General features: G+C 42.0%; 28 protein-coding genes. 12 read left to right on the top strand and 16 right to left on the bottom strand.

Features of this window, described 5'->3' with window-relative positions; translation table 11 throughout:
* Positions 1–2 precede the first annotated feature (2 nt).
* On the bottom strand, positions 3–1,454 hold the full coding sequence (locus M472_RS41190; RefSeq protein ID WP_021069385.1) for a lipopolysaccharide biosynthesis protein: 1,452 nt from the start codon (positions 1,452–1,454) through the stop codon (positions 3–5).
* A 282-nt stretch (positions 1,455–1,736) separates the two neighbouring features.
* On the opposite strand from M472_RS41190, the gene M472_RS41185 reads away from it, so the two are divergent.
* The 4 genes from M472_RS41185 to trhO all read left to right on the top strand — a co-directional run bounded on the left by M472_RS41185 (position 1,737) and on the right by trhO (position 4,702).
* Positions 1,737–2,651 (top strand): glycosyltransferase family protein, encoded by a 915-nt coding sequence (locus M472_RS41185; RefSeq protein WP_021069384.1) that lies wholly within the window; start codon positions 1,737–1,739, stop codon positions 2,649–2,651.
* 7 nt (positions 2,652–2,658) lie between these two features.
* Positions 2,659–3,411: a glycosyltransferase family 2 protein gene (locus M472_RS41180; protein ID WP_021069383.1), complete on the top strand. Its 753-nt coding sequence runs from the start codon at positions 2,659–2,661 to the stop codon at positions 3,409–3,411.
* The gene (locus tag M472_RS41175) at positions 3,392–3,628 is read left to right on the top strand and encodes a DUF3820 family protein (protein ID WP_021069382.1); all 237 of its coding nucleotides are present in this window, start codon (positions 3,392–3,394) and stop codon (positions 3,626–3,628) included. Before M472_RS41180 ends, M472_RS41175 begins: the two co-directional genes overlap by 20 nt.
* Positions 3,629–3,718: 90 nt before the next feature.
* Positions 3,719–4,702: an oxygen-dependent tRNA uridine(34) hydroxylase TrhO gene (gene trhO / locus M472_RS41170; protein ID WP_021069381.1), complete on the top strand. Its 984-nt coding sequence runs from the start codon at positions 3,719–3,721 to the stop codon at positions 4,700–4,702.
* 50 nt (positions 4,703–4,752) lie between these two features.
* Here the strand turns inward: trhO and trmB are convergent, their stop codons facing one another.
* Entirely contained in the window at positions 4,753–5,400 is a 648-nt protein-coding gene (gene trmB / locus M472_RS41165; protein ID WP_021069380.1) for a tRNA (guanosine(46)-N7)-methyltransferase TrmB, read from the bottom strand.
* A gap of 250 nt (positions 5,401–5,650) precedes the next feature.
* Between trmB and fcl the strand changes: the two genes are divergently transcribed.
* On the top strand, positions 5,651–6,580 hold the full coding sequence (gene fcl, locus M472_RS41160; RefSeq protein ID WP_021069379.1) for a GDP-L-fucose synthase: 930 nt from the start codon (positions 5,651–5,653) through the stop codon (positions 6,578–6,580).
* Here fcl and M472_RS41155 read toward each other — a convergent pair.
* The 3 genes from M472_RS41155 to M472_RS41145 form a co-directional block, all read right to left on the bottom strand.
* A complete protein-coding gene (locus tag M472_RS41155; protein WP_021069378.1) occupies positions 6,577–7,101 on the bottom strand; it encodes a hypothetical protein in 525 nt (174 codons plus the stop codon). The genes fcl and M472_RS41155 overlap by 4 nt on opposite strands.
* The gene (locus tag M472_RS41150) at positions 7,085–7,552 is read right to left on the bottom strand and encodes a phage holin family protein (RefSeq protein ID WP_021069377.1); all 468 of its coding nucleotides are present in this window, start codon (positions 7,550–7,552) and stop codon (positions 7,085–7,087) included. The genes M472_RS41155 and M472_RS41150 overlap by 17 nt, the downstream gene beginning before the upstream one ends.
* Before the next feature lie 99 nt (positions 7,553–7,651).
* On the bottom strand, positions 7,652–7,921 hold the full coding sequence (locus tag M472_RS41145; RefSeq protein ID WP_021069376.1) for a YtxH domain-containing protein: 270 nt from the start codon (positions 7,919–7,921) through the stop codon (positions 7,652–7,654).
* 308 nt (positions 7,922–8,229) lie between these two features.
* Here M472_RS41145 and M472_RS41140 point away from each other — a divergent pair, with 308 nt between their 5' ends.
* Positions 8,230–9,768 carry a YifB family Mg chelatase-like AAA ATPase gene (locus M472_RS41140; RefSeq protein ID WP_021069375.1) on the top strand — a complete coding sequence of 513 codons (1,539 nt, stop codon included), beginning with the start codon at positions 8,230–8,232 and terminating at the stop codon, positions 9,766–9,768.
* A gap of 1 nt (position 9,769) precedes the next feature.
* Here the strand turns inward: M472_RS41140 and M472_RS41135 are convergent, their stop codons facing one another.
* From M472_RS41135 to rsfS, 4 genes are all read right to left on the bottom strand, one after another.
* Positions 9,770–10,399, bottom strand: coding sequence for a rhomboid family intramembrane serine protease (locus M472_RS41135; protein ID WP_021069374.1), 630 nt, complete (start codon positions 10,397–10,399; stop codon positions 9,770–9,772).
* Positions 10,400–10,405: 6 nt separating this feature from the next.
* The gene (locus tag M472_RS41130) at positions 10,406–11,053 is read right to left on the bottom strand and encodes a LutC/YkgG family protein (RefSeq protein ID WP_021069373.1); all 648 of its coding nucleotides are present in this window, start codon (positions 11,051–11,053) and stop codon (positions 10,406–10,408) included.
* Between the two features lie 102 nt (positions 11,054–11,155).
* A complete protein-coding gene (gene ftsH / locus M472_RS41125) occupies positions 11,156–13,234 on the bottom strand; it encodes an ATP-dependent zinc metalloprotease FtsH (protein ID WP_021069372.1) in 2,079 nt (692 codons plus the stop codon).
* A 31-nt stretch (positions 13,235–13,265) separates the two neighbouring features.
* Positions 13,266–13,640, bottom strand: a complete 375-nt coding sequence (gene rsfS, locus M472_RS41120) for a ribosome silencing factor (RefSeq protein ID WP_021069371.1) — start codon at positions 13,638–13,640, stop codon at positions 13,266–13,268.
* A gap of 47 nt (positions 13,641–13,687) precedes the next feature.
* On the opposite strand from rsfS, the gene M472_RS0123130 reads away from it, so the two are divergent.
* The 4 genes from M472_RS0123130 (at position 13,688) to pfkA (ending at position 17,959) form a co-directional block, all read left to right on the top strand.
* On the top strand, positions 13,688–14,461 hold the full coding sequence (locus tag M472_RS0123130; protein ID WP_021069370.1) for a biotin--[acetyl-CoA-carboxylase] ligase: 774 nt from the start codon (positions 13,688–13,690) through the stop codon (positions 14,459–14,461).
* A gap of 109 nt (positions 14,462–14,570) precedes the next feature.
* Positions 14,571–15,020 carry a protein-disulfide reductase DsbD domain-containing protein gene (locus M472_RS41115; protein WP_021069369.1) on the top strand — a complete coding sequence of 150 codons (450 nt, stop codon included), beginning with the start codon at positions 14,571–14,573 and terminating at the stop codon, positions 15,018–15,020.
* Positions 15,021–15,102: 82 nt separating this feature from the next.
* Complete coding sequence (locus M472_RS41110; RefSeq protein ID WP_021069368.1) at positions 15,103–16,821, top strand: protein-disulfide reductase DsbD family protein; 1,719 nt, start codon at positions 15,103–15,105, stop codon at positions 16,819–16,821.
* A 163-nt stretch (positions 16,822–16,984) separates the two neighbouring features.
* On the top strand, positions 16,985–17,959 hold the full coding sequence (gene pfkA, locus M472_RS41105) for a 6-phosphofructokinase (RefSeq protein ID WP_021071873.1): 975 nt from the start codon (positions 16,985–16,987) through the stop codon (positions 17,957–17,959).
* A gap of 42 nt (positions 17,960–18,001) precedes the next feature.
* Here pfkA and M472_RS41100 read toward each other — a convergent pair whose 3' ends face one another.
* The 3 genes from M472_RS41100 to M472_RS41090 form a co-directional block, all read right to left on the bottom strand.
* Positions 18,002–19,258: a metallophosphoesterase gene (locus tag M472_RS41100; RefSeq protein ID WP_021071872.1), complete on the bottom strand. Its 1,257-nt coding sequence runs from the start codon at positions 19,256–19,258 to the stop codon at positions 18,002–18,004.
* Between the two features lie 8 nt (positions 19,259–19,266).
* A complete protein-coding gene (gene hemH / locus M472_RS41095) occupies positions 19,267–20,295 on the bottom strand; it encodes a ferrochelatase (protein ID WP_021071871.1) in 1,029 nt (342 codons plus the stop codon).
* A 70-nt stretch (positions 20,296–20,365) separates the two neighbouring features.
* Positions 20,366–21,214, bottom strand: a complete 849-nt coding sequence (locus M472_RS41090; RefSeq protein WP_021071870.1) for a 4-hydroxy-3-methylbut-2-enyl diphosphate reductase — start codon at positions 21,212–21,214, stop codon at positions 20,366–20,368.
* Positions 21,215–21,365: 151 nt separating this feature from the next.
* Between M472_RS41090 and M472_RS41085 the strand changes: the two genes are divergently transcribed.
* Positions 21,366–21,785, top strand: a complete 420-nt coding sequence (locus tag M472_RS41085; RefSeq protein WP_021071869.1) for a nucleoside-diphosphate kinase — start codon at positions 21,366–21,368, stop codon at positions 21,783–21,785.
* 84 nt (positions 21,786–21,869) lie between these two features.
* On the opposite strand, the gene ybeY is transcribed toward M472_RS41085, so the two are convergent.
* Positions 21,870–22,304, bottom strand: a complete 435-nt coding sequence (gene ybeY, locus M472_RS41080) for an rRNA maturation RNase YbeY (RefSeq protein ID WP_021071868.1) — start codon at positions 22,302–22,304, stop codon at positions 21,870–21,872.
* Between the two features lies 1 nt (position 22,305).
* Positions 22,306–22,719 (bottom strand): Holliday junction resolvase RuvX, encoded by a 414-nt coding sequence (ruvX, locus tag M472_RS41075; protein ID WP_021071867.1) that lies wholly within the window; start codon positions 22,717–22,719, stop codon positions 22,306–22,308.
* Positions 22,720–22,902: 183 nt separating this feature from the next.
* Between ruvX and def the strand changes: the two genes are divergently transcribed.
* Positions 22,903–23,622, top strand: a complete 720-nt coding sequence (gene def / locus M472_RS41070; protein ID WP_021071866.1) for a peptide deformylase — start codon at positions 22,903–22,905, stop codon at positions 23,620–23,622.
* Between the two features lie 16 nt (positions 23,623–23,638).
* On the opposite strand, the gene M472_RS41065 is transcribed toward def, so the two are convergent.
* Entirely contained in the window at positions 23,639–24,676 is a 1,038-nt protein-coding gene (locus M472_RS41065) for a glutaminyl-peptide cyclotransferase (RefSeq protein ID WP_021071865.1), read from the bottom strand.
* Positions 24,677–24,760: 84 nt separating this feature from the next.
* The gene (locus M472_RS41060; RefSeq protein ID WP_021071864.1) at positions 24,761–25,114 is read right to left on the bottom strand and encodes a YraN family protein; all 354 of its coding nucleotides are present in this window, start codon (positions 25,112–25,114) and stop codon (positions 24,761–24,763) included.
* Between the last annotated feature and the right edge of the window lie 7 nt (positions 25,115–25,121).

The raw sequence follows: 25,121 nt of genomic DNA, 5'->3' as shown, positions 1-25,121 counted from the left end.
GACTATGCCTTTTTAAATTTAACTTTTATCATCTGTATGCCTTCTACCCATATTGAATTCTTAAACACGTGGTTAAGCCCTATATATATAGATACGAACAGAACCGATTGTATAATAAGCAGGACAAGATAGTTATTAACAACAGAAAAATACAAGGGGAGATAGGATATACATGCCGCCACCAAGCTATTAAAGAAGTAAGGAGCAAGATCCCGAAGTTGTAGGAACAAGCTGTATCCATAGGTCTTTTTGCTCCAACGGGTCGACAATATATAACATAATAATCTCACCAACAGTTGGCCATAGATAATGGTCATCAAACCGTGATCTACCGTCAGGAATAATACAACAGCTGCCGAAACTAGTTTTATAACCTCCAGAATCAATGCATACCTGGATCTCCCTTTGATATTGATGAAGTTGACGTTCATATCCGTAAAAGAGATAAAGATACCGGCAGCACATAACAACTGGAAATACACCACGGCATTTTCATACTTATCGGTCAGGACATACATAAAGCCAGGATAAGCTACGGTGATGGCAAGCATGCTCACCGGGAACAACACAAAAGCTAATGTGGAAAAAGCTTTGCGGCAAGCATTTAAAAACCTCGCATAGTCATCCTGAATAGGGGCTAAGGTCGACAATGTCGTCCCCTGTACGATGGAAGAAATCAACAGATTAGGGGTCTCTCCCCATCGATTTGCCTGAAAATAATGTCCTGCTTGTATCTGATCATAATATTTCACAATTACATTCCCATACAATTGGGAGAGAACCTTTCCTAGCAGATTAGCAGTCATGAAGGACAATGAGAACTCCATATGTTTCTTTATCGAGGAAGCGCTATAGGAAAAATTAATTTTCCAGTCGCCCCATACCCAAAACATAGCCGACCTAAATGTCGTATATAATACAGGCTGTACAATCAGTGCCCAAGTTCCAAAGCCCGTCAACGCTAAAGTCACCGCTATTCCTCCTGAGAGAATCACGGAAAACACATTGACACGCGCCGTAATATTAAACTGCGCACGCTTGAGCACTTTGACATACTGCACGATACCAAAAGCGTTGATTAACAGCTGCAAGAAGAGCACACGTGCATATAAAGCGAGCTGCTCAATCCCGTAAAATTTTTCGAGATAGGGAGCAGCGATAAAAAGTACCAAATAAATGACTGCAGAAACTACTAAGTTAAAAACAAACATACTGGAGTAGTCCTTATCCGTCACAACTTTTGATCTCACCAAAGAAGTTGCTAATCCACTGTCTACGATCGATGTGGCGATAACAGAGAAAATACCCAAAACTGCCATCACCGCAAAATCGCTCACAGATAGTACCCGTGCCGTAATAATACCGACTACCGTGATTACCAGTTGGAATCCCACGCGGTCTAAGGCATTCCAAAACAGGCCCTTTAGTGTTAAGCTTTTTATATTCTCACTCATAAGTAATCTGATTCCAAACCTACATAAATTCACCTGTATACACAATACAATTGCGCTGTAATATCAAAGGCAAATTCTCTGGGCAAGCGTAATTTTCACCCCATCTATTATATAATCCATAGGTTTACAATATTCCAAACCTACCTTCACAAAGCCGATCTGGCGTAATATAGCACCCCGACAGCGGAGCAGTACTATTCCATCGCACTTGTGAATGTGAAAGGTTATGTCGAAATTTATGGCTGGAAAATAGTTTAGCAACAACCGTTTAATTTTTTTCGTTTGAGGGATAGTAGTTTAGCACCGGTCATCTTATTTGTTTATAACAGGCCCAAACATACTAAAAAGACACTACAGGCTTTGGAAAAAAGCATAGGTGCAGCTGATACCGATATCTATATCTATTCGGATGGTGCGAAAAGTGGAGAAGAAATCGAATCTGTCAATACCGTACGGGCGCTCATTCGCGAACCCTGGGAATTTAAGAGCATACATATTATCGAAAGAGCCAAGAACCTTGGCCTTGCAAACAATATCATAAAAGGCGTCACGGAAGTTATCGCCAAACATGGTAAAGCGATTGTGCTGGAAGATGACCTGGAGATTTCGAAGTTCGGATTACAATACTTCAATGATGCACTTACCTGCTATGAAGAAGATGAAAAGGTGATGGAAATCAGTGGCTATATGTACCCGGTCAACCATGCCGAGCAGCTTCCTGAGAGTTTCTTTTTCAGAGTAGCCAACAGCTGGGGCTGGGCTACGTGGAGCCGTGCATGGCAGCACTTCGAAACCGATATCGATAAACTGACAGCTAACTTCTCAAAAGACGACATCAAGCGCTTCAGCATCGACCACAGTGAGAATTTTTGGAAACAGGTCAAACAATTTAAAGCCGGTAAGATCAATTCCTGGGCTATCCGTTGGTACCTGTCGATATTTAATCAGAACGGATTGGCTTTATATCCAAGAACGTCCATGATTCAGAATATCGGAACAGATGGATCGGGCACGCATTCGGATGCGGATCTAGCCTATCAGATCACGCTGGCCAACCAGAAGGTATCCGACTTTCCAATAGAGATCATAGAGCATAGAGAAGCTTACGAGGCCATCAAACATTTTTATAAGACCCGTAAGGGATCCTTTGCCAAGCGCATAGTCCGCTACCTGCGCAAACATTGGAACAAACGTTAGAAAAACCGTGAACAACGTCAAAATATCAATAATTACCATTGTCTATAATAATGTAAGGGATATTACCTATACGATTTCTTCCGTATTGGAGCAATCGTACCCTAATATTGAATATATTATTGTAGATGGTGCTTCTACAGATGGTACTATGGAGGTCATCCGTAGTTATGCGGACCGTATCTCGACGATCATTTCCGAGAAGGATGAAGGCATCTATGATGCGATGAATAAGGGCCTGGCCTTGGCAACTGGCGATTATGTTCTTTTCCTGAACTCGGGGGATGAGCTTTATGACCGTGACACCATCCAGTGTATTGTTGAAAAGGGCAAGGGAGCTGATATCATTTACGGCGAGACGAAATTGGTGGACGAACAGCGGCATATTGTCGCCGATCGCAGGCACAAAGCACCGGAGCATTTTGACTGGAAGTCCTTTCGCTATGGGATGAATATCTGCCATCAGGCTATCTATGTCAAAAGGGACATTGCAGATCCTTATGACCTTCAATATAAATTAAGTGCTGACATCGATTGGGTAATACGTGCTGCAAAAAAAGCGAAATCCACGCAAAATGTACAACATTATGTGGCTCGGTATCTTGTCGGAGGTATGTCTCAAAAACGGCATCGCAAAAGCCTAAAGGAACGCTATGCCATATTTCGAAAACACTATGGTGTATTTTCTAACTGGATCAATCATGGTATTATCGCGTTGCGACTGATCAAACACAGACTTAAACATGGCAAAACAAGAGAATAGTATGCTCAATCCAGAGCTTCTTATCGAATTGGCAAACAATAAGATGCCCTATGGTAAATACCAAGGGTGGACGCTATACAAACTTCCCGAACCTTACCTGGCTTGGTACAAGCAGAAAGGGTTTCCAGCGGGCAAGATGGGCATTCTGCTAGCCACCCTCTACGAGATCAAAGTCAATGGTCTTGAATATTTATTACATCCTTTGGTCAAAAAGTGACATTCGTCATTTTTTGATTTCTGCTTTTTAGTTAACTTTGCCTCATTAATTGAAACATTAAACGCCGTTTGCAGCGGTATCAATGCACATATGACAAACTATCAAACGTTGCTGTACTACTGTTACAGCCCCATCGAAAATGCGGAGCAATTTGCTTCAGAACACCTCGAATTCTGTAAATCTCTCGATCTAGTCGGACGGATCATTGTTGCCGATGAGGGCCTCAATGGCACTGTATCGGGTACACCAGAAGCCTGTAAGGCTTATATGGACGCCATATATGCGGATGGACGATTCAATCACACCGAATTTAAGATTGACGATGTCGAGGAGCCTTCCTTTATTAAAATGCACTGCCGCTATAAACCGGAGATCGTACACTCGGGGCTTCGTGATCCCAAGGAGATCGATCCGAATCAGCAGACAGGCATACACTTGGAGCCAAAGGATTTTATGGCGATGAAGGACCGCGAGGATGTTGTTATTCTGGATGTACGTTCTAACTACGAGCATAATGTAGGCCGCTTCAAGAATGCGATCACGCTGGACATCGAGAATTTCAGAGAATTCCCGGAGAAAGTAAAAGAACTCGAACAATATAAAGGTAAAAAGATCCTTACGTACTGCACCGGTGGAATCAAATGTGAGAAAGCCTCTGCACTGTTATTGAAGGAAGGATTTGAAGATGTATACCAGTTGCATGGTGGTATTATCAAATATGGCAAGGAAGCAGGCGGAAAGGATTTTGAGGGTAAATGCTATGTTTTCGACAACCGTGTCACCGTTGAAGTCAATTCGACCAATCCTGTCGTCATCTCGACATGCAAGAACTGTGGCAAGACCACGCCAAAAATGATCAACTGTGCCAATCCTACCTGTAATGAGCATTTCACCCAGTGTGATGCCTGTGGCGAAGAGCTGGATGGCTGTTGCTCAGAAGCTTGTATGGAGAGCCCCAACAAGAGAGAATATGATGGTACTGGCTATTATGTAAAAATTCCACAACCTGTAAACATAGAGAAGATCTCGAAGCGCAAGCACAAGAATTTTGCCCCCAAAGTGGAAAGCAACTAATATAAAAAAGCCTTAAGTGTACACTTAAGGCTTTTTTTATGGGAGCTATTTTAGAACTTCCATTCGACGTAGTTTATGTTTTTATCTACGGCAAGGTATTTTTTCTCGTAATAGGTCTTTATTGAAAGCACCTGATCAACGAGGTCTGACTTATACAGGTCTGTTGTTTCCTTAAGCACAGGAAGGCTTTGCTGCTGTATCTGCTCTAAGGTATAGTTGTAAAAACCGTCATTATCAGTTTTTAGGTGCATAATACCTCCTTCTTTCAAAATAATCTTGTACCGGTTGAGAAAGGTTGGGTTTGTCAACCGCTTTTTCTCTCTGCTGTCTTGGGGTTGGGGGTCGGGAAACGTGATCCAAATTTCGGATACCTCATTCTCTTCGAAGTATTCCAAAATGGTTTCGATCTGAATACGTAAAAAACCAACATTATCGATCCCTTCTTCCAGTGCTGTCTTGGCACCTCTCCAAATACGGTTCCCTTTATAATCAATGCCAATAAAGTTCGTTTCTGGGAACAGTTGAGCTAAATTGACAGTATATTCTCCTTTTCCACAGGCCAATTCGAGGATCAATGGCTTGTTGTTTCCGAAGAACGCACTGGACCATTTACCTTTATATGCTTTGCCAGCATCCAATTGTACCACATTTTTAAAAGTCGCTATCTCTGCGAATTTTCTCAGTTTATCCTTACCCATAACAAATATTAAGTCGCAAAAATAAACTTATATTTCCTCTATAAAAAATATAATTGGAAGTGGACTGGTATAAAAATCGATTTATGGGATACTTCGTATTATAGCATGTAGGTTTCTGATGCGAAATGGCCTGTATAGGGCTTTAGGGTCTGTCGTTATGTATGCAGGTCGATATTTTATATTACACCCGGATTATATTGCGTGCGATGCCGAATTTATGTAGGTTTGCAGTAACATTCAATACATTGACGTGGAAAAAAATGCTAAGATCTACGTAGCCGGCCATAGGGGTATGGTGGGGTCTGCGATATATGAGAAATTAAAGCGCGAAGGTTATACCAATGTGGTTACTCGAACCTCTAAGGAATTGGATCTTCGCAACCAGGGGGATGTAGCGACTTTCTTTGCATCGGAAAAGCCTGAGTATGTCTTCTTGGCTGCTGCCAAAGTAGGAGGCATCATTGCGAACAACACCTATAGGGCCGATTTCATTTATGAGAACATCGCTATACAGAGTAATATCATTCACCAGGCACATGTTAACGAAGTCAAGAAACTGTTGTTCCTAGGCTCTTCTTGTATCTATCCTAAGCTTGCTCCTCAACCTCTGAAGGAAGATTATCTATTGACAGGTACATTGGAACATACCAACGAACCATATGCTATCGCTAAGATAGCGGGTATAAAGATGTGTGAAGCATACAGAAGCCAGTATGGGGACAATTTTATCTCGGTAATGCCGACCAATCTGTATGGCTATAATGACAACTACCATCCAGAGAACTCACATGTACTGCCTGCCTTGATTCGCCGTTTTCATGAAGCCAAAACCAGTAACGTCCCGGAAGTAGTAATATGGGGTACGGGAACTCCTTTAAGGGAGTTCTTATTTTCAACGGATCTTGCTGATGCCTGTGTCTTCTTGATGAACAACTATGATGAAGAGCAATTTATCAATATCGGTGTCGGCGAAGATATCAGTATCAAAGACCTCGCACTTATGATCAAGAAGATTGTTGGCTATGAGGGGGAATTAACTTTTGACAGCAGTAAGCCAGATGGAACACCTCGCAAACTCATGGATGTAAGCAAATTGCACCAGTTGGGCTGGCAACATCGAATTGGTCTAGAAGAAGGAATACGCCTTGCTTATGCGGATTTCATAGCGAAACACTGTTAGTAGGTTTCGCTATCTGGCGGTATTCCGAAGTTAACAACATCCTGACTCTCGAGTTCTTCTAGAGGGGCTATATCTTTGTGTTTCTTTTTGGATTTCTTTGGTCTTACAAACTTAGCTAACTTGGATGCCAACGAACTTACTTTACCTTGTGTCACCTGCGCTACTGCACTATCTGATGCCAGTAATACAATTGCTTTTTTTAACCATCCCGAATTTTTGAGGAATGTTCTGTTCAAAATCAAAGGTAGCCCCAATTGAAGTGCACGTGCCATCCAGTTACTTTGATCTGCGGCACCTACTTTCGTCGCCCCTCCTCCTCCAAATGCAGAGAAAAGACCTTTTACAAAATCAACACCAGGTATACTTGACGTCAGTGTATTGATAAGTCGCGCAGGTGCCTCTACCTTATGTTTAAGCAATAGATATTGATCAGCCAGATAGCACTCTTGCTCTTTTTTGAGTTGACTTAGACGTGCTATCTCTACCCTAAGATCTTCTATATTATTAATTTTTGATTTCATCTTCCTGTGTAGTTTTGTTCTCCGCTTGTGCATTCTGTCCTCCAAAAGCGCTCGTTTCTTCGTAAGAGTTCCTTGCCTGTTGGTTTTCTTCGAACAAATCGTCGTCTTGCCATTTACCAAGAACTCGACGTATCGTCAGATCCATAAACTTAGCCTCTAACTTTGGTTCAAAGGCACGAATAATAAGTAGTATAACCAAAAAAATTCCGCCTGTGACCAGAAAGCCTAGGGCATAACTTCCCAAGAGTTCTCCAAGAAAAAAACCAAGAGCTAAGGAAAAGAAGAAGATAATTATCAAAGTCAGCAACAACTTGGTTGCATCCAAAACCAATGTACCAATAATGCGTCCTGCCCGGGCTATCGCTTTTAGCTTCAACAATTCTACCTGTGTATCGACATATTCCTTTGCCTTTTGAAAACTGCCTGAAAACGAAAATTTTTGATCACTCATTTTATTTTATTTAAATGAATATGAAGTACAGCATTTTTGGCACCTGTACTTCATAAACTACTATGTCTCTTTAGATTTTGAATTGACCCCATGCCTAAACTAAGCATGTTCTTCAATCTCCTCATCCAAAAAGTTTTCCGCCTTAGAAACTTTTGTTTTCACCATAGCGAGAACCTTTTCTTTAAAGTCATTCAGTTGATCCAGCTGCTCCTCTGCACGTTCTTTAAGTGCATCTCCCAAATCTGCTAATGATTCATTGATCTTCTCTCTCGTTTCTGTTCCCTTCTCTGGTGCAAATAAGACACCCAATACTGCTCCTGCTGCCAATCCCGCAAGCAATGCTGCTACAACTTTACCGCTATCTTTCATATATGTTTAATTTGTTTTTTTCTGTCATATGGAATACTCATGGGCTTTGTTCTTCGCTAACCAAGAGTATTTCATATATGTTTAATTTGTTTTTTATCTGTCATTTACTTATTCTGATCATCAGAGCAGAGTATGTGTGTATATTAGATAAACAATAAAAAGACCAAATCGTTTAAAATAAATAAACCAAATAGATCTTTCCTCTTATAATATAGCACATTTATCAGAAAACAGCAAAAACAAGTCCAAACTAACAACTTTGATTAGTTTATTTTATTTATCTTTAGCCTAAACCAACTTTATGACCTATGCTCGTAAAAACCTTTAGTAGTGCAGTTTACGGAATAGAAGCTACCACTATATCGGTCGAGGTTAATGTTTCGACTGGCACTAAATATTATATCGTAGGCCTTCCTGATAACGCTATAAAAGAAAGCTTGCAACGTATAGAAAGCGCCATATTGTCAATTGGATGCCGCATGCCAAGACAGAAAATCGTTGTCAATTTGGCACCCGCAGACATCCGTAAAGAGGGATCGGCTTATGATCTTACTATAGCCATTGGTATCCTTGCAGCTTCGTCACAGATCTCGGATCAAAAATTGGCCGATTACATCATCTTGGGCGAACTATCCTTAGATGGCAGTGTACAACCTGTAAAAGGTGTTCTTCCTATCGCTATACAAGCAAAACAAGATGGTTTCAAAGGTATTATATTACCTCATATCAATGCAGCCGAAGCTGCCGTTGTCAACGGCATCGACGCATTCGGTATCGAACACCTACAACAGGTTGTTGACTTCTTTAATGAAAAGACCCCACTAATACACACCGAAAGAGATTCTGCGGTCGATGCATCTACCGATTTCGTCACAACCGAACTGGATTTTGCCGACGTCAAGGGGCAGCAAAACATTAAAAGGGCATTGGAAATTGCTGCCGCTGGTGGCCACAATATCATATTGATCGGCCCTCCTGGAGCTGGAAAAACAATGCTTGCCAAACGTCTTCCTTCCATACTTCCTGCTCTCACATTTGAAGAATCTCTAGAGACAACCAAAATACACTCGGTCTCTGGCCATCTTTCGCAAAAGGAATCGCTGATGACCACGCGACCATTTCTCGCTCCGCATCATACTATTTCAGATATCGCTCTGGTCGGCGGAGGCAGCAGTCCACAACCTGGAGAAATATCACTAGCACATAATGGGGTTCTCTTTTTGGATGAACTGCCCGAATTTAAGCGTTCAGTTCTTGAGGTCATGCGCCAACCGTTGGAATCAAGAAGTATCACCATCTCCCGAGCCCGATTCACAGTCGATTACCCAGCCAGTTTCATGCTGGTTGCTGCTATGAATCCCTGCCCTTGTGGATATTATAATCACCCCGACAAGGAGTGCCTCTGCGGATCGCTCGCCGTGCAGCGCTATTTGAGTAAGATCTCTGGCCCATTATTGGATCGAATCGATTTGCACATCGAAGTCACCCCAGTAGCGTTCGATGAATTGACAGATCATGGTGAGTCAGAAAAAAGCGAAACAATAAGACAGCGTGTCATGCAAGCGCGAACAATTCAAGAGCAACGATTTATCAGCGAAAAGCTGATCCATTGCAACGCACAAATGTCCACACAGTATGTCCAAAAACTATGCTTACTGGATGAGTCGGGCAAACAACTTCTTAAGAACGCAATGGAACGTCTCAACTTGTCTGCTCGAGCTTACGATCGTATACTCAAAGTCGCACGGACCATAGCTGATATGGACGAAGAGTCACACATCCTAAATCGGCATCTTGCGGAGGCCATACAATTCAGGAACCTGGATAGAGAGACCTGGATAGGGTAAGCTAGAACTGATCAATAAAATGTCTAAAGATCCATGGGTAAAACAGAATTGTAATCAGTATCCCCGAAAGCGCTCCGAATAGGTGAGCATCGTGATTAATACGATCGTTGGAATTCTTAGATGCCCAAATACAGTATCCTATATAGAGCACTGCAAACACGTATGCTGGCATGGGAATAATCATAAATATGCCGAGCATGGCTTTGGGTTGAAAAAGAATATAGCCAAATAAAGCAGCGGATATCGCACCAGAGGCTCCTAGACTGTAATAACCAGGATTATTTTTCTGTTGTACGATCGTAGGAATATCACTCAACACCAAACTTAAGATATACAAAAGCGCAAAATACAGGTGTCCTATATCACCACTTACCTGTACAAAAAAGCTCTCCAACGCAAAACCGAAATAGTAAAAGGTAATCATATTGAAGAGCAGATGCCCCCAATCGGCATGTATAATACCGCTGGTAAATACCGTATACCATTTACGCTTATCGCGATGTACACTATAAGGGTGCAACATCATGGAAGCGTAAAGCTGTGGGTTTGAAAAAGCATATATACTGGTGGCTATCGTAACAGCAAATAGGATAGAAGCTACCGGTGTCTGTAATATATATTGTTGAATCATTTGTCTTTAGAATCTGTCTTCAATCAAAAAAACGTAGAGTTGTTTTGGTCCGTGCGCACCCAATACTATTTTTTTCTCAATATCTGCTGTGCGGCTCGGTCCTGTTATCGTGGTTATCATAGAAGGGAGGTAAGTTGGATAACGATCCTTTATTTGTGCCAAACCATGTCTTATATCCATTACGAGTTGCGAAGCTTTGGCTAAGACGATATGTATCGGCGGATAGATACTCAGTCGACGCCCCCCTGCATTTGCATTGGACAGCATGACACTTCCATTACGCGCCACCAATGCCTCGCATGCCGTGATACCGACCTCAGCACTTTCAAAGTCTTTATCTGTAGCGAGGTAAGGGAAGCCATAGTGTTTCAATAGTACCTGTACCGCTGGCTCCCAGGCATAGATCTTGGTTACGCCCAATTCCTCGACAAGTCCAATTAAGTTTTCTATAACAGAAATCTCGCCATCACAGTACACAAATTGTCCTCCAATATCTGTCAACTCCCGTGCAAAGGTTAGGTCTAAAGATTCCTCTTCATCTTTATATAGAGCAGAATCTTCAAAATCTGGATGTGGGTTATCCTTTTTTTGAAGCAGGGCCTGCCGTATCTTCTTCAGCATTTTTTCCTTGGCAGTCGTATTTCTGATATTCATATGTATCCTCTAATGGGTATTCCCTAGTTAGTGCAAATCGATGTCGAATCTTCGACATGGGACATGTTCAAGATAAAATAGAGGGGCTAACCCCTCTATTTTTTATGATACGTTATCTTCGTTCAATTTTTCCGATGGCTCCGAATTTTGAGTCTCTTCTGGCATCGGTGGAATAGGTAATTCTGTCTGAGGAACTCCTCCTCCATCTGCACCTCCATTGACAAACTCATCGTAAGTAGTGCGATTAGAGAAGGGGCGCTTGCCTAAAATCTCCTCTAAATCTGCCTGGAATAAGATTTCTTTTTCCAACAACTTCTCAGCAATACGGATCAAGCCATCCTGTTTGTCAAGCAACAGTTGTCTTGTTCTCTCATAGACAGCTGCAACCAATACCCTTACTTCTTCATCGATTAACTCTGCGGTCTGATCGGAATATGGCTTTTGGAATTGGGATTCACCAGAACTGTCACGGAAAGAAACATTTCCGACCTTGTGATTCATACCGTATACGGCAGTCATTGCATAGGCTAGTTTTGTAATCCGCTCCAAGTCGTTTTGTGCTCCAGTACTGATCCGACCAAATGTGATATCTTCCGCTACACGTCCGCCCATAGTCATGCACATACTGTCCAACAATTGCTCTGTTGTATACAAGAACTGCTCCTTAGGCAAATACTGGGCATAACCTAATGCTGCTACGCCACGCGGTACTATAGAGACCTTGACCAACGGATCTGCATGCTCGAGGAACCATCCTGCAATAGCATGACCTGCTTCGTGGTAGGCAACAATCTTCTTCTCCTCTGGGGAAATAATCTTATTCTTTTTCTCCAACCCTCCGATTACACGATCGATGGCATCTTGAAAATCCTGCATCTCGATAGCCCGTTTATTTTTACGGGCAGCTATTAATGCAGCTTCATTACAGACGTTAGCAATTTCCGCTCCTGCAAAACCTGGTGTCTGTGCCGATAGCTTTTTAGCATCAACTTCTTCCGCTAGTTTCAACGGCTTAAGATGTACATTAAATATCTGCTCACGACCGATCAAATCTGGCTTATCAATGGAGATCTGTCTATCAAAACGTCCCGGTCTTAATAATGCCGAATCCAATACGTCCAAACGGTTGGTCGCCGCAAGAATAATAACGCCTACGTTCGTTCCGAACCCGTCCATCTCTACCAATAACTGGTTCAATGTATTCTCACGCTCATCATTCCCCCCCATCACTGAGTTCTTGCCACGTGCTCTACCAATAGCATCAATTTCATCAATAAAGATGATACATGGTGCTTTTTCTTTTGCTTGTTTAAATAAGTCACGTACCCGTGATGCTCCTACACCGACAAACATCTCCACGAAATCAGAACCTGACAGCGAGAAGAAAGGCACCTGTGCCTCTCCCGCAACAGCTTTGGCTAACAAGGTTTTACCTGTACCTGGAGGCCCTACCAATAGCGCACCCTTAGGAATCTTACCTCCTAAATCCGTGTATTTCTTTGGATTTTTTAAAAAATCCACTATTTCCATCACTTCCGTTTTCGCTTCTTCTAGGCCGGCAACATCATTAAAAGTGATATTGATCTGTGACTCTTTATCAAAAAGTTGCGCTTTGGATTTACCGATGTTGAAAATCTGTCCGCCACCGCCTCCAGCACCACCACCCATACGGCGCATCAGGAACATCCATAGTGCTACGATGATAATCAATGGTAGGATAAAGGAGATAAAAAAGCCGCCCCATGCATTCGAGCGTTCTTCCCATTTGGCAGATATCTTAGGCATATCTTCAGGCATGTCTTTTTGAGATTCAATCAATTTTTGATTCAAAATCTCTGCTGATCCTTCTGAAAAAACATACTGTGGACCTTTATTTGCCGAGAAGCTCAAACTATTTCCTGAAGGAGCCAGGTCTTTATATTTAGGGTCGTTTTGAAGCTTGTCACTTTTTATGTAGACCTCTACCTCAACAATATTTCCTTTATTATAAGCGATTAGTTTATCGACATCCCCGGTACGAAGCATGTTCTTCTCAAAATTCTCATAAGAAGTCTCTTGTGTACTACTGCCATTATACAAAAAATTCAATGCTATAAAACCTAATATCATGGCAATATACAGCCACATCATATTAAATTTAGGAGGAGTCGGGGTTATCTTTTTACTTGGAATTTTCTTCATTACAATTTTACGTGTCTTTTGAATTTCTTATTTACGCGCTTTGGTAGGATTCTGCTTTAGCATCTCCCCAAAGATCTTCTATACGATAGCGGCTTCTAGTATCCGTTTTGAATATATGAACAACGACATCCACAAAATCGAGCAGAATCCACTCTCCATTACCTTGTCCTTCTTTATGCCACGGATCTTGACCAAAAGCTTTGTAGACTTCTTCTTCGACACTCTGTGCAATCGCATTAACCTGGACATTACTGTCGGCATGACAGATTACAAAATAATCAGAAATAGTTGCATTGACTTCACGCATATCCAACTTCACAATCTCATTACCTTTCTTCTCTTGCATCCCCAATACGACAACTTCTGCCAATTTGTTGGATAATTCTGAATTTTTCTTTTTACTCATTAAGAAATGTTATAGTTTTACTCAAAAACTTTAAAATCTTTTTCCTTTTGCAAAATAATACATTTTTCGGACATTATCAGCCACTACCCATAATTGTTTTGGAGGCAATTGCTTCCACAAATGATTATTCAAAACAATTGTTGACAAATTTCAAGCCACAGATAGACTTTACTGCCATTATGGCAAAGCATCAATCGCAGGGTCGGGGTCAAAGGGGAACCACATGGTTAGCGCCAGCCCATATGAATATGACAGCTAGCTTTATATACACCCCTCCCTCGCTTTCCATTTCCAAGCAGTTTTCTCTAACCATACATACGAGCTTGGCGGTTTATGACGTCATTCAGAACATCGTTCAGGACGATGTATGGATCAAATGGCCAAATGACATTATGGTGGGAAAAAGAAAGATAGCAGGCATACTCTTAGAAAACAAAATATCAGGCCATCTTATTAAAACGGTAATTGCAGGTATCGGGATAAATATATATCAGGATAAATTCGATCCGGAAATCGCTCATAAAACTACCTCTCTAGTTTTAGAAAACTCGGACATCAACCTGACCATCATGGATCTGGTGAAAAGGGTACAAAGCCGTCTCCGATATTACCAACATATCTTTGAGGAAGAACACTTTAACTCCCTTCTCGAATTATACAACAGTCGTCTCTTTTTGAAAGGTATAGACAGTCCTTTCATTATTGACGGAACACCTACGAACGGTAATATACAAGGAGTTGACCCCGATGGCATGCTATCGGTATCCCACAATCATGGAATACAGAAATACGACTTGAAAGACATCATTTATCAGTTATAACAAAAAATTTACTTGCTCTTACGATAAGAATAAATGTACCTTAGCGTTAAACTTTATGACACTTAAGAGAGTCATAGAATCAAATACAAGTTATAGAAGAAATATTATTATGAAAAAGTTTAGCTTACTAATCGTTGCAGTCTTAATGACAATCACTGGTGCTTTTGCACAGATCCACCAACCTGTAAAATGGAGTGTTGCGCACAAAAAAACAAGTAAAAACGAGGCTGTCATCTTCATTAAAGCTACAATCCAGAACGGATGGAACATCTATTCGCAAAATGTGGCTGATGGAGGTCCAATCCCGACGTCATTCAACTTTACAAAATCTTCGGATTACACTTTAAATGGAAAAGTTTTAGAGCCTACCGCTAAAACAAAATACGAAGAGGTATTCAAAATGAATGTACCTTACTTCACAAATGAGGTCGTATTCCAACAAAAAGTTAAATTGAACAAAGGTACTGCTACAGTTAAAGGTTCCGTAGAATGGCAAGCATGTGACAAGTCACAATGTCTTCCTCCTGACGAATATAACTTTACTGTTACTGTAAAGTAGATTTTACACAACCCAGATAGAGAAGGCAGTATTTTACTGCCTTTTTTTATACTTTTATATTTCAACAACATTTATCAATTTTATGAAGACTTATCTGTTTTCTTTTTTGCTGTCCATTTTCTTTGTCACGACACTAGCGGCTTCTACACAGGATTCTTTGGTATCCTATGAAGATGTCACGTTTTCTGACGAAAACAGTGTGGACAGTTCACAGCTTACCACTGTTCCTGATGATCTTGTTTTTTCAGACGGACAGGACAGTGGCCAAAGCCAGGTCGACAGTACATCGATACCCAATGATACAGCGGGGGCAGTTGCTCCAACAGGTGCCGACGGCGAGGACAAGTCCATGTGGGGCATCTTTATTGCCGGTCTCTTGGGGGGCTTTGCGGCATTCTTTATGCCTTGTATTTTCCCAATGGTACCGCTTACGGTGAGTTTCTTTACCAAGAAATCCGGAAGCCGTTCGCAGGCGATATCACAGGCCTTTCTTTATGGCGTCTTTATCATCGTGATCTACGTTGCCTTAGGTATGTTGATTACGATTGCATTTGGCCCCGAAGCATTGAATGAACTGTCTACAAACGGTATCTTCAACTTCTTCTTCTTCCTGTTATTGGTTGTTTTTGCGGCATCTTTCTTAGGAGCTTTCGAGATCACACTTCCGAGTTCATTTGTCAACAAGATCGATGCGCAGTCGGACAAAGGGGGATTGATCGGTCTGTTCTTTATGTCGGCGAGTCTGGCAGTGGTGTCTTTCTCCTGTACAGGACCGATTATCGGTACTTTATTGGTCGAAGCTGCGACACGCGGTGAGCGCCTTGGTCCTGCGATCGGTATGTTGGGATTCTCCATTGCTTTGGCTGTTCCTTTCGTATTGTTCGCCATGTTCCCTTCGATGTTGAAGTCCATGCCTAAATCGGGCGGTTGGTTGAACAGTGTGAAGGTCGTTCTGGGATTCCTGGAATTGGCATTAGCGCTTAAATTCCTTTCCAACGTGGATCTGGCCTACAACTGGAACTTCCTGGACCGTGAGGTGTACCTGGCCCTGTGGATCGTGATATTCGGACTTTTGGGTCTCTACCTGATCGGCAAGATCCAGTTCTCACACGACAGTCCATTACAGTTCCTGTCCATTCCGCGCACGATGATCGCCATCTTGGTGTTCTCTTTCGTGGTGTACATGGTTCCTGGATTATGGGGAGCGCCTTTGAAAGCGATCTCGGCCTTCCTTCCTCCGATCGGAACACAGGATTTTGACCTGAACAATCTGACATTGAGCGCCGCTGGCCCGGCACATACAGGCGGAGCGGATGCCAATAGCCGTAAGCATTATACCTATTTCCACAGCAAGTCGACGATCAAAGGATTGGATCCGTACTACGATTACGACGAAGCGCTGGCAGCAGCAAAGGAACAGAAGAAGCCGTTGTTGGTGGACTTCACGGGCTGGAACTGTGTCAACTGTCGTAAGATGGAGGCTGAGGTATGGAGCAGTCCGAAGATCAGGGCAATGCTCAATAACGAATTCATTTTGGTCGAGCTGTATGTGGATGACAAGGTGTTGACGCTTCCAGAAAGCGAGCACTATGTGTCTGACAAAACAGGCAAGACTATCAATACGGTGAGCAAGCGCAATGCTGATTTTCAGATTACCAAATTTGAAAGTAACTCACAACCTCTGTATGCCCTTTTGGACAATGAGGGAGAGCTGTTGGTTCCGACAAGCGGTGCCATCTACGATATCGAGAAGTATGGAGCTTTCCTACAATCGGGTATCGACGCTTTCAAAGCAAAGTAAGACGTACATTCTTTTAATACAAAAATAACAACATTTACATATAAATGTTGTTATTTTTGTATCTAGACTAGCTTAAAAGCGAAAAGCAAATTATACTTATTTTATTGAAAGGCATCTGACAATTATTTTGCACTTGAAAATAAATTTATCTAGGTTTGGACATATGAGTGAAATTAAGAATATAGCTGTTTTAACATCAGGAGGGGATTCTCCGGGAATGAATGCTGCAATACGCGCTGTAGTCCGGGCAGGTATATACCATGGAGCCAACATGTTTGGTGTACGCCGTGGTTATGACGGATTGGTCAATGGAGAGATTATACCAATGGATGCTAAGTCTGTAGCAAATATTATCCAACGTGGTGGAACCATTCTAAAAACAGCTCGAAGCGAAGAATTTAAATCAATTGAAGGTCGTACAAAGGCTTACGAAAACATAAAAAAACTGGGCATCAATGGTTTGGTCGTTATTGGCGGTGATGGAACCTTTACTGGAGCGTCCAAATTTATCGAAGAATTTGACATTCCCATTGTCGGCATACCCGGGACTATCGATAATGATCTAGCAGGTACCGACTTTACGATCGGTTATGATACAGCAATCAACACCGTTGTGGATGCTGTAGATAAAATCAGGGATACCGCGGAGTCACACGACCGTCTTTTCGTTGTCGAGGTGATGGGGCGCGACTCGGGACTTATCGCATTACGCTCGGGCATAAGTACTGGAGCGGAAGCTGTTTTGATTCCAGAACTAACCGTAGACTATCAGGCCATCATGAAACGCCTCGATCAAACGAGAAAAAACAAATCGTCCCGTATCATTATTGTCGCTGAAGGAGACAATGAGGGCGGCCTGGTTGTGGCAGAAAAAATAAAAGAAAGCTTTCCGCACTATGATGTCCGTGTATCCATTCTAGGCCACATCCAGCGTGGAGGCAAACCCTCCTGTATGGACCGCGTACTTGCCAGCCGATTAGGTGTAGCATCCGTCGAGGGACTATTGGAAGGTCGACGAGGTGAAATGGCAGGATTAATCTGTGGCCAGATTCATTTTACGCCATTTGGAAAAGCAATCAAGCATATCGATAAGATCAATGATAACCTCACTCGGATTGTAGAGATACTATCTCTATAAAAAACAATTAAGCCTGCGGATATCCGCAGGCTTAATTGTTTTTTATGATGTCACCAATTCAAATATGGTGATCTCTGGCAATATCCCAACTCTTCCGGGATAACCTAGAAAACCATAACCAGTATTAACATAAAGTTGTTTTTGTCCTTCTTTATACAATCCAGCCCATTCTTTATAAATATACTTTGCCGGGCTCCATTTAAAATGCTCGCCACGAACACCAAATTGCATACCGTGGGTGTGCCCAGCGAACATGACATCAACATCCGTATGCAATACCTGGGCACGCCAATGAGAAGGGTCATGTGACAACAATAATTTCACCGCTTTGTCTTCCGTACCTAGGAGCGCCTTGCTCAAGTCTCCCTTTTTCGGAAAGCGCCCTGTCCCCCAGTTCTGCACACCTACTATAGACAACTCTTCATTATCTACTTTTATTACCCTATTCTCATCCATCAACAGATCCCATCCCATCACCTTATGTACATCTATCAGGTCTTTCAAGTTTTTACGCTTGGCCATGCTGTCTTCCTTTCCATAGTAATAATCTCCGTAATCGTGATTACCCAGTGTCGAAAAAACGCCAAAATCAGCGTGTAATTTGGAAAAAATATCTTGATAATCGCGCATTTCGGAGGCCACATTATTCACCAGATCGCCTGTAAAAAATATAGCGTCTGGCTTTTCTCCCAACAACATTTCTACTCCTCCCAAGACAGCTTTATGATTATAGAACGAGCCTGAGTGTACATCTGAAATCTGTGCTATCTTAAATCCATGAAAAGCTTTTGGAAGATTGGGAAGCACCAATCGCTGCCTTCTAATACGATAATCATAGGCGCTGGATATGACACCCCATGCCAACGGAAAGATCGGCAAAGAGGCCACCACCACACCCGATTTCAAAAGAAAATCAGATCGGGTAATCCCGTTTTTAGTTTTCTCCGGAAGAGGCTTATCCAGCTCCTCCACACGTTGCTCGATAGACTGCCCTTTTCTAGACGTAAACACCCGCGACAACCAGACCCCTCCACGTCTTACATCATCGATCATAACCACCACTACATAGATAAACTTGCTGACGGCCGTCATAAAAAAAGCAACCAGAATGATAGAGCGATACATAAGGGGTATATTGAACTTGAATGCCACCAATACACCGATCAACAGGCTAATGGAGTAGAACCACCAAGCGATGGTAAACCATTTCTTTCGCACGAAAGAGATTTTAGTCCCACGTAGTGCAAAGAATATATAAAAGTCTAATACGAATAAGAAAATTGCGTTGAAAATCAACATAGTTTATATCAATTTGAGAGTACGAGTCTTTTGAGGGTGTTGATCCATTTGGGATTACCATTTAAGCTTTCCACCATGACCACTTCTTCTCCTCCGAGTGCCTTAAACTCATCAGCATACTCCACTTGTATCTCATCTAATGTCTCTATACAATCAGCTACAAAAGCAGGGCTGAATACCAATAGTTTCTTAACACCTTTCTGAGCTAAATCGTGCAGTACATCCGACGTATAAGGCTGTATCCAGGGCGTCTTCCCTAATCTAGATTGAAAACACACGGTAAATCGATCTGCAGCCAGACCTAATTTTGAGGTAATCGCTCTAGTCGTTGCATAACATTGCGAAAGATAGCAGAATGAATTCAACTCTACTTTACAGGTTTCACATCCGCTGTCAGGACAGTGCAATTGTCCCGTAGGATCTACCTTACCCAATTGACGTACCGGAAGTCCATGATAACTAAACAAAATATGGTCAAACTCGTCTATATTGTGTTTTTTTCCATTTTCTGCAAACACAGCCACCATATCCTCATCTTGGCAATAGCTATTCACAAATGAAACATTGGGAAAATACTGCCACTTGCGCATAATCTCCATGACCTTTTCGATCACTGAGCCTGTCGTGGCAGAGGCATATTGCGGAAACAAAGGAACTACTTTTATAGATTCAAGAAACATCCCCTCCATTTTACGGAGCGCAGACTCTATCGATGGATTCTGATAGCGCATAGCCAGCTCGACATGATACTCCTCACCCAATTGCTCCTGAAGCATATCCCGTTGTAATAGACTATAGTACATCAAAGGCGACCCGGTATTCTCATCCCATATCGTTTTATAGGTTGTTGCCGAATTTTGTGCCCTTCTAGGCACAATAACACCTTTTACTAATAATGTACGCCCCATATATGGAATATCCATCACACGTCCATCCATCAGAAACTCTGTAAGGTATCTTCTCACGTCAGAGGTAGCAGGTGCGTCGGGTGTACCTAATTGCACCAACAAAACACCTTTTTTAGCCTTTTTGTTCATTAAGACAAAATTATACAAAAAAATAGATTCTCCCGCGAAGGCGGGCTTAATATGAAAATAACATGACCTACTATAGGTTTTCGAGCGCGGCCTTTATCTCTTTCATTAACCACATCGGGGTAGAAGTCGCACCACAGATACCTATAGCTTCTCCATCATTAAACAACTCAAGGTCGAGCTCTTCTACTTCTGAAATAAAATAAGAATTTGGATTGGCTGCCTTACATACATCATATAAGACTTTCCCATTCGAGGATTTCTTGCCGGACACAAACACGACACGATCATACTGTTTGGCAAAATCGCCCAGATCTTCATAGCGATTAGACACCTGCCTACATATCGTATCATTGGCTTTGACTTCATAACCTCTATCGATAAGCTCCTTCTTGATTTCATAGAATTTATCGACGCTCTTGGTCGTCTGACTATAAAGCGTAAAGGATGATGGCAGCTCGATATTATCAAGCTCATCGATGTCTTGAAAAACAAGTGCCTCGTTGTTAGTCTGCCCTTGAAGTCCAATTACTTCCGCATGGCCATGTTTACCAAAAATCAGAATTTTCTCCGAGTCATCATAAGAGGTTTTGATCCTATTCTGTAACTTGAGTACTACCGGACAAGAAGCATCAATCAGCGTAATGTTATTTTCCAAGGCAATACGATAGGTTTCGGGGGCTTCACCATGTGCCCGAATTAATACTTTTTCGTTCTGCAAATCAGGAAGCGCTTCGTGATTGATAATACGGAGTCCCTTTGCTTTCAGCCGTGCTACTTCTTCGTCATTGTGGACAATGTCGCCTAGGCAGTAAAGGTATCCTTCTTCTTCTAGAATCTCTTCGGCCATATCAATGGCATAAACGACTCCGAAGCAAAAACCGGAATCTTTATCGATGGTCACCTGCAGATTTTTTGACATAGTACAAAGTTAAGTATTAGAATTGAGATATGCGTATAGCGTAGTACGTATGGAGACAAACTGACTGCTGATCACTGACTACTGATTACTAACATCAAATATTGCGTATAATGGTGAATTTATGTAGGTTTGCAAAAAATTTATAATTACAATGGCAACAAACAGAACATTCACGATGATTAAGCCAGATGCAGTAGCAAATGGACATATCGGAGCTATTTTGAATGATATTATTGCAGGTGGCTTCAAAATCATTGCAATGAAGTACATTCAACTTTCAAAAGAGACTGCTGGCGCATTCTATGCTGTTCACAAAGAAAGACCTTTTTACGGAGAGTTGGTTGACTTTATGACTTCTGGTCCTATCGTAGCGGCAATTTTAGAGAAAGATAACGCTGTAGAAGATTTCCGTACATTGATCGGAGCTACTGACCCTTCTAAAGCTGAAGCAGGCACGATCAGAAATAAATACGCGAAATCTATCGATGCGAATGCTATCCATGGTTCGGATTCTGACGAAAATGCAGCTATCGAAGGAAGCTTCTTCTTTTCTCATTTCGAAAGATTCTAATCGAATCAGCAAAAATTAAAACAGCCCGAAGATATATATCTTCGGGCTGTTTCTTTTTCAACGATTGACAGAAGTCTTTATTCCTTAAAAGGCCCGTTTGAGCAGGTATTCGTTTTCCTTGGCTGTCATACCTTCCTTCTCTTCTTTCTTCTTATCCAGGTAACCACACAGATGCATTACCCCATGAATAATGACCCTATGCAATTCATCCCGTTCAGAAACATTAAACTTTGCAGCATTCTCCCGAATCCGGTCTATCGATATGAAAATATCTCCCGCTATTACGTCCTCGTCTTCTGACGAATCGAAGGTTACGATATCCGTGTATGTATCGTGATTCAGATATTCCTTATTGATATCCAGCAAGTATTCATCAGAACAAAAAATAAAATTGAGTTCACCCACTCTTTTGAATCCCTCACCCAGGACCGCTGCGTTAATCCATTCACGTACTTTCGCTTTTTCTTTTAATGTGTAATCTATATCTTCTGAGAAAAAAGAAATATCCTTTATTGCCATACTAGTATTTTTGAGTGTCCATATAAGTCTGTAGAATAAGCGTGGCAGATATCGTATCTATCAATCCCTTATCCCTTTTCTTGTTTTTTTTCATTCCGCTTTGTGCAATAGCTGCGGAAGCCATCTTTGACGTAAACCGTTCATCCACCTCGACAATAGGTATCGTGGGGTAGGTTCGTTTCAATCGTCTTATGAAGCCCACGACATGTTGTGCGGACTCAGATGCCGTACCGTCTGTCTGTAAGGGCTGCCCCACCACAAAAGTCTCTACCTGCTCGGTTGCAAGGTAGCTTCCTAAAAAGTCCCACACCTTTTCGGGGTGTACCGTATCCAAGGCCGTTGCGATAATCTGCAACGGGTCTGAAACGGCAATTCCAATCCGCTTGGTTCCATAATCAAAAGCCATCAACCGCATCGTCTTTTTTTCGGTAAAGGTACAATTCCTTTTTGAGGTTACTGAAAAAATATACCCTATAGTTTAGCATTCAAAGAGCGACCAGTCCACTCATGCGTATGAATTGTACATCTACAAAAAGACTTTTTCAGAAAAAGCTACTTTCAGAAAAAAAGTGTAGATTTAGTTTCGTTTTATTTTAAGATGACGGCAAAAACCATACATACAATACTCTGGTGCCTCGCACTGACGACGTCCGCAGCGCCTTCTTTTTCGCAAGTGCCTGTAGCATCTACAATGGAAAACAATCAAATGGGAAAATCTAAAACAAGTGGCTTTAACAAAGTCGAAAAAGACATCATCCTCCGTGGACAAAGTGGCAGCGAACTACCTGTCTATCTAATCACAGACAAAAAAGAGCTCAAGGTTTTAAAAAAAACCTCTATAGATATAGACTATGCGGATCCACTGCTCCCTGTTCTTGAAGAGCGGATGCTAAAGACCGTGCAAAACCCCAGCCATCCGGGCGTAGGCATTGCAGCCCCTCAAGTAGGAATCAACAGGAATCTGATATGGGTACAGCGCTTTGACAAAGAAGGAGAACCTTTCGAGTTCTATATCAATCCCAAAATCACGTGGAAATCAAAACTCACACGTCAGGGTACAGAAGGCTGTCTTTCTATTCCTGACCGCAAAGAAAATGTACTGCGGAGCTACGCTATCCGCATTACCTATCAAGATAAAAAGGGACAAATCGTAGAAGAGAATATTGAAGGGTTCACTGCGGTGATATTCCAACATGAAGTGGATCATCTCTACGGAATTCTCTACCCAGATCGCTTAGTAGAACAGGAGGAATCCGAACAGGTGGAACTGAATGAAAAAATCCCTTTTTCTATACCAAAAAACACACTAATCCCTTAAACGAAAAAAGGTCGGGCTAACGCTCGACCAATTTAATTTCAAACAGACTACTCCATAGTTTTCCGGTCACAAATAACCGTTTGGCTTTATGGTCGTAGGCAATACCATTCAATTCGTTGTCAACAGGCTTTCTATTCTCGTTGTACATACCCACCAGATTGATACGGCCCTCAACCGCTCCACTCACTGGATTTATGATCACAATAATCTCTTGCTGATATACATTGGCATACACTTTACCATCGATATACTCCAGTTCATTCAGGTTGTCAACAGCACCATTTTCATCGTATACTGCAATAGATGACTCTTCTGCTCCGGTCTTTGCATTCAGGAAGTAAAGACGGTTGGTTCCATCAGACTTAATCATTTTTTCACCATCGTAGGTCAATCCCCATCCTTCTTTACTGCTTCCATAATTGAAAGCCCCCGTCTGCTTCAGATTGTGCTTATCATATATGAGAGCCACATGCTCCAACCAGGTCAACAGCACAATCTTATCATCGACAATCGTCATCCCTTCCGCAAAATATTTATCCTCCAACGCTATAGATTGCAACACCTTACCTGTCTGCAGATCCACCTTTCGCAATTGCGACTTCTCATACCTACCCGATGATTCATACATGACACCGTCCTGAAATTGAAGCCCCTGGGTAAATGACTGATCGTCATGAGGGAAGGTATTCACCACCTCAAACCCGTAATTCTTTGCATTCGGTGGCAACACCATGACATTGCTATATGCGATATCTTCTTTTCCTTCGGCATACACTTTAGCGGACAATGATCGATCTCCTAATCCGTATTTTTTGGTATCAAATACCACCGAACCCGTATCACGCTTTGTCTCTAAAACATTCCCGTCAATAGAATACACAACTGAATCAACCACCGCATTCGGAAAATTGAGCGTCAACTTGACTTCCTCGCCATAGGCAATTCTTTTCCCTGAATCAGGATGAACAAATTCCAACTTTCCCTTTTGTGTTTTACAGCCCACTACCATAAGTGCCGCCGTGACCACTAATCCTAGTATTGATTTATTTTTCATATGTGTATTATCCTTTAACGGTCATTAACTTGCCCCGACCAGTCGGGATGGAACAACCTATTTTTTCTCTGCTTTTAACCTATATCAACTGCTCCAAAAGGCATCTTTAATCAGCTCTACCTGCTGTGTCTCCAGATAGACTGCGACAATATCAAAACGTATTTCTCCCTCAAAGCTCATTATCTTTAAGTAGGCCTCGGCAAGTTTAACCAAATTTCGCTTCTTTTTCCAGTCGACAAATTCTGCTGGTTCACCAAAAGAAGTATTTGTTCGGCTCTTCACTTCGATAAACACCAATGTATCCGCATCCATCGCTACAATATCTACCTCCCAGTACTTATATCGCCAATTTCGGTGCAATACGCTATACCCCTGCTTGCAGATATAACTGACCGCCAGTTCCTCACCATGTTGTCCGGATACCAGATGCTGTGCCATTTTCGAG

This window comes from Sphingobacterium paucimobilis HER1398 (genome assembly GCF_000416985.1).
Taxonomy (GTDB): domain Bacteria; phylum Bacteroidota; class Bacteroidia; order Sphingobacteriales; family Sphingobacteriaceae; genus Sphingobacterium; species Sphingobacterium paucimobilis.
This window is presented reverse-complemented; position numbering and strand designations above follow the sequence as displayed.

Bases quoted from the DNA above. Each gene is read 5' to 3' on its own strand.
- M472_RS41190 (WP_021069385.1), bottom strand. From the start codon at position 1,454: ATGAGTGAGAATATAAAAAGCTTAACACTAAAGGGCCTGTTTTGGAAT.
- M472_RS41175 (WP_021069382.1), top strand. From the start codon at position 3,392: ATGGCAAAACAAGAGAATAGTATGCTCAATCCAGAGCTTCTTATCGAA.
- trhO (WP_021069381.1), top strand. From the start codon at position 3,719: ATGACAAACTATCAAACGTTGCTGTACTACTGTTACAGCCCCATCGAA.
- trmB (WP_021069380.1), bottom strand. From the start codon at position 5,400: ATGGGTAAGGATAAACTGAGAAAATTCGCAGAGATAGCGACTTTTAAA.
- M472_RS41155 (WP_021069378.1), bottom strand. From the start codon at position 7,101: ATGAAATCAAAAATTAATAATATAGAAGATCTTAGGGTAGAGATAGCA.
- M472_RS41150 (WP_021069377.1), bottom strand. From the start codon at position 7,552: ATGAGTGATCAAAAATTTTCGTTTTCAGGCAGTTTTCAAAAGGCAAAG.
- M472_RS41145 (WP_021069376.1), bottom strand. From the start codon at position 7,921: ATGAAAGATAGCGGTAAAGTTGTAGCAGCATTGCTTGCGGGATTGGCA.
- M472_RS41140 (WP_021069375.1), top strand. From the start codon at position 8,230: ATGCTCGTAAAAACCTTTAGTAGTGCAGTTTACGGAATAGAAGCTACC.
- M472_RS41135 (WP_021069374.1), bottom strand. From the start codon at position 10,399: ATGATTCAACAATATATATTACAGACACCGGTAGCTTCTATCCTATTT.
- M472_RS41130 (WP_021069373.1), bottom strand. From the start codon at position 11,053: ATGAATATCAGAAATACGACTGCCAAGGAAAAAATGCTGAAGAAGATA.
- ftsH (WP_021069372.1), bottom strand. From the start codon at position 13,234: ATGAAGAAAATTCCAAGTAAAAAGATAACCCCGACTCCTCCTAAATTT.
- rsfS (WP_021069371.1), bottom strand. From the start codon at position 13,640: ATGAGTAAAAAGAAAAATTCAGAATTATCCAACAAATTGGCAGAAGTT.
- M472_RS41115 (WP_021069369.1), top strand. From the start codon at position 14,571: ATGAAAAAGTTTAGCTTACTAATCGTTGCAGTCTTAATGACAATCACT.
- M472_RS41110 (WP_021069368.1), top strand. From the start codon at position 15,103: ATGAAGACTTATCTGTTTTCTTTTTTGCTGTCCATTTTCTTTGTCACG.
- pfkA (WP_021071873.1), top strand. From the start codon at position 16,985: ATGAGTGAAATTAAGAATATAGCTGTTTTAACATCAGGAGGGGATTCT.
- M472_RS41100 (WP_021071872.1), bottom strand. From the start codon at position 19,258: ATGTTGATTTTCAACGCAATTTTCTTATTCGTATTAGACTTTTATATA.
- hemH (WP_021071871.1), bottom strand. From the start codon at position 20,295: ATGAACAAAAAGGCTAAAAAAGGTGTTTTGTTGGTGCAATTAGGTACA.
- M472_RS41090 (WP_021071870.1), bottom strand. From the start codon at position 21,214: ATGTCAAAAAATCTGCAGGTGACCATCGATAAAGATTCCGGTTTTTGC.
- M472_RS41085 (WP_021071869.1), top strand. From the start codon at position 21,366: ATGGCAACAAACAGAACATTCACGATGATTAAGCCAGATGCAGTAGCA.
- ybeY (WP_021071868.1), bottom strand. From the start codon at position 22,304: ATGGCAATAAAGGATATTTCTTTTTTCTCAGAAGATATAGATTACACA.
- ruvX (WP_021071867.1), bottom strand. From the start codon at position 22,719: ATGCGGTTGATGGCTTTTGATTATGGAACCAAGCGGATTGGAATTGCC.
- def (WP_021071866.1), top strand. From the start codon at position 22,903: ATGACGGCAAAAACCATACATACAATACTCTGGTGCCTCGCACTGACG.
- M472_RS41065 (WP_021071865.1), bottom strand. From the start codon at position 24,676: ATGAAAAATAAATCAATACTAGGATTAGTGGTCACGGCGGCACTTATG.
- M472_RS41060 (WP_021071864.1), bottom strand. From the start codon at position 25,114: ATGGCACAGCATCTGGTATCCGGACAACATGGTGAGGAACTGGCGGTC.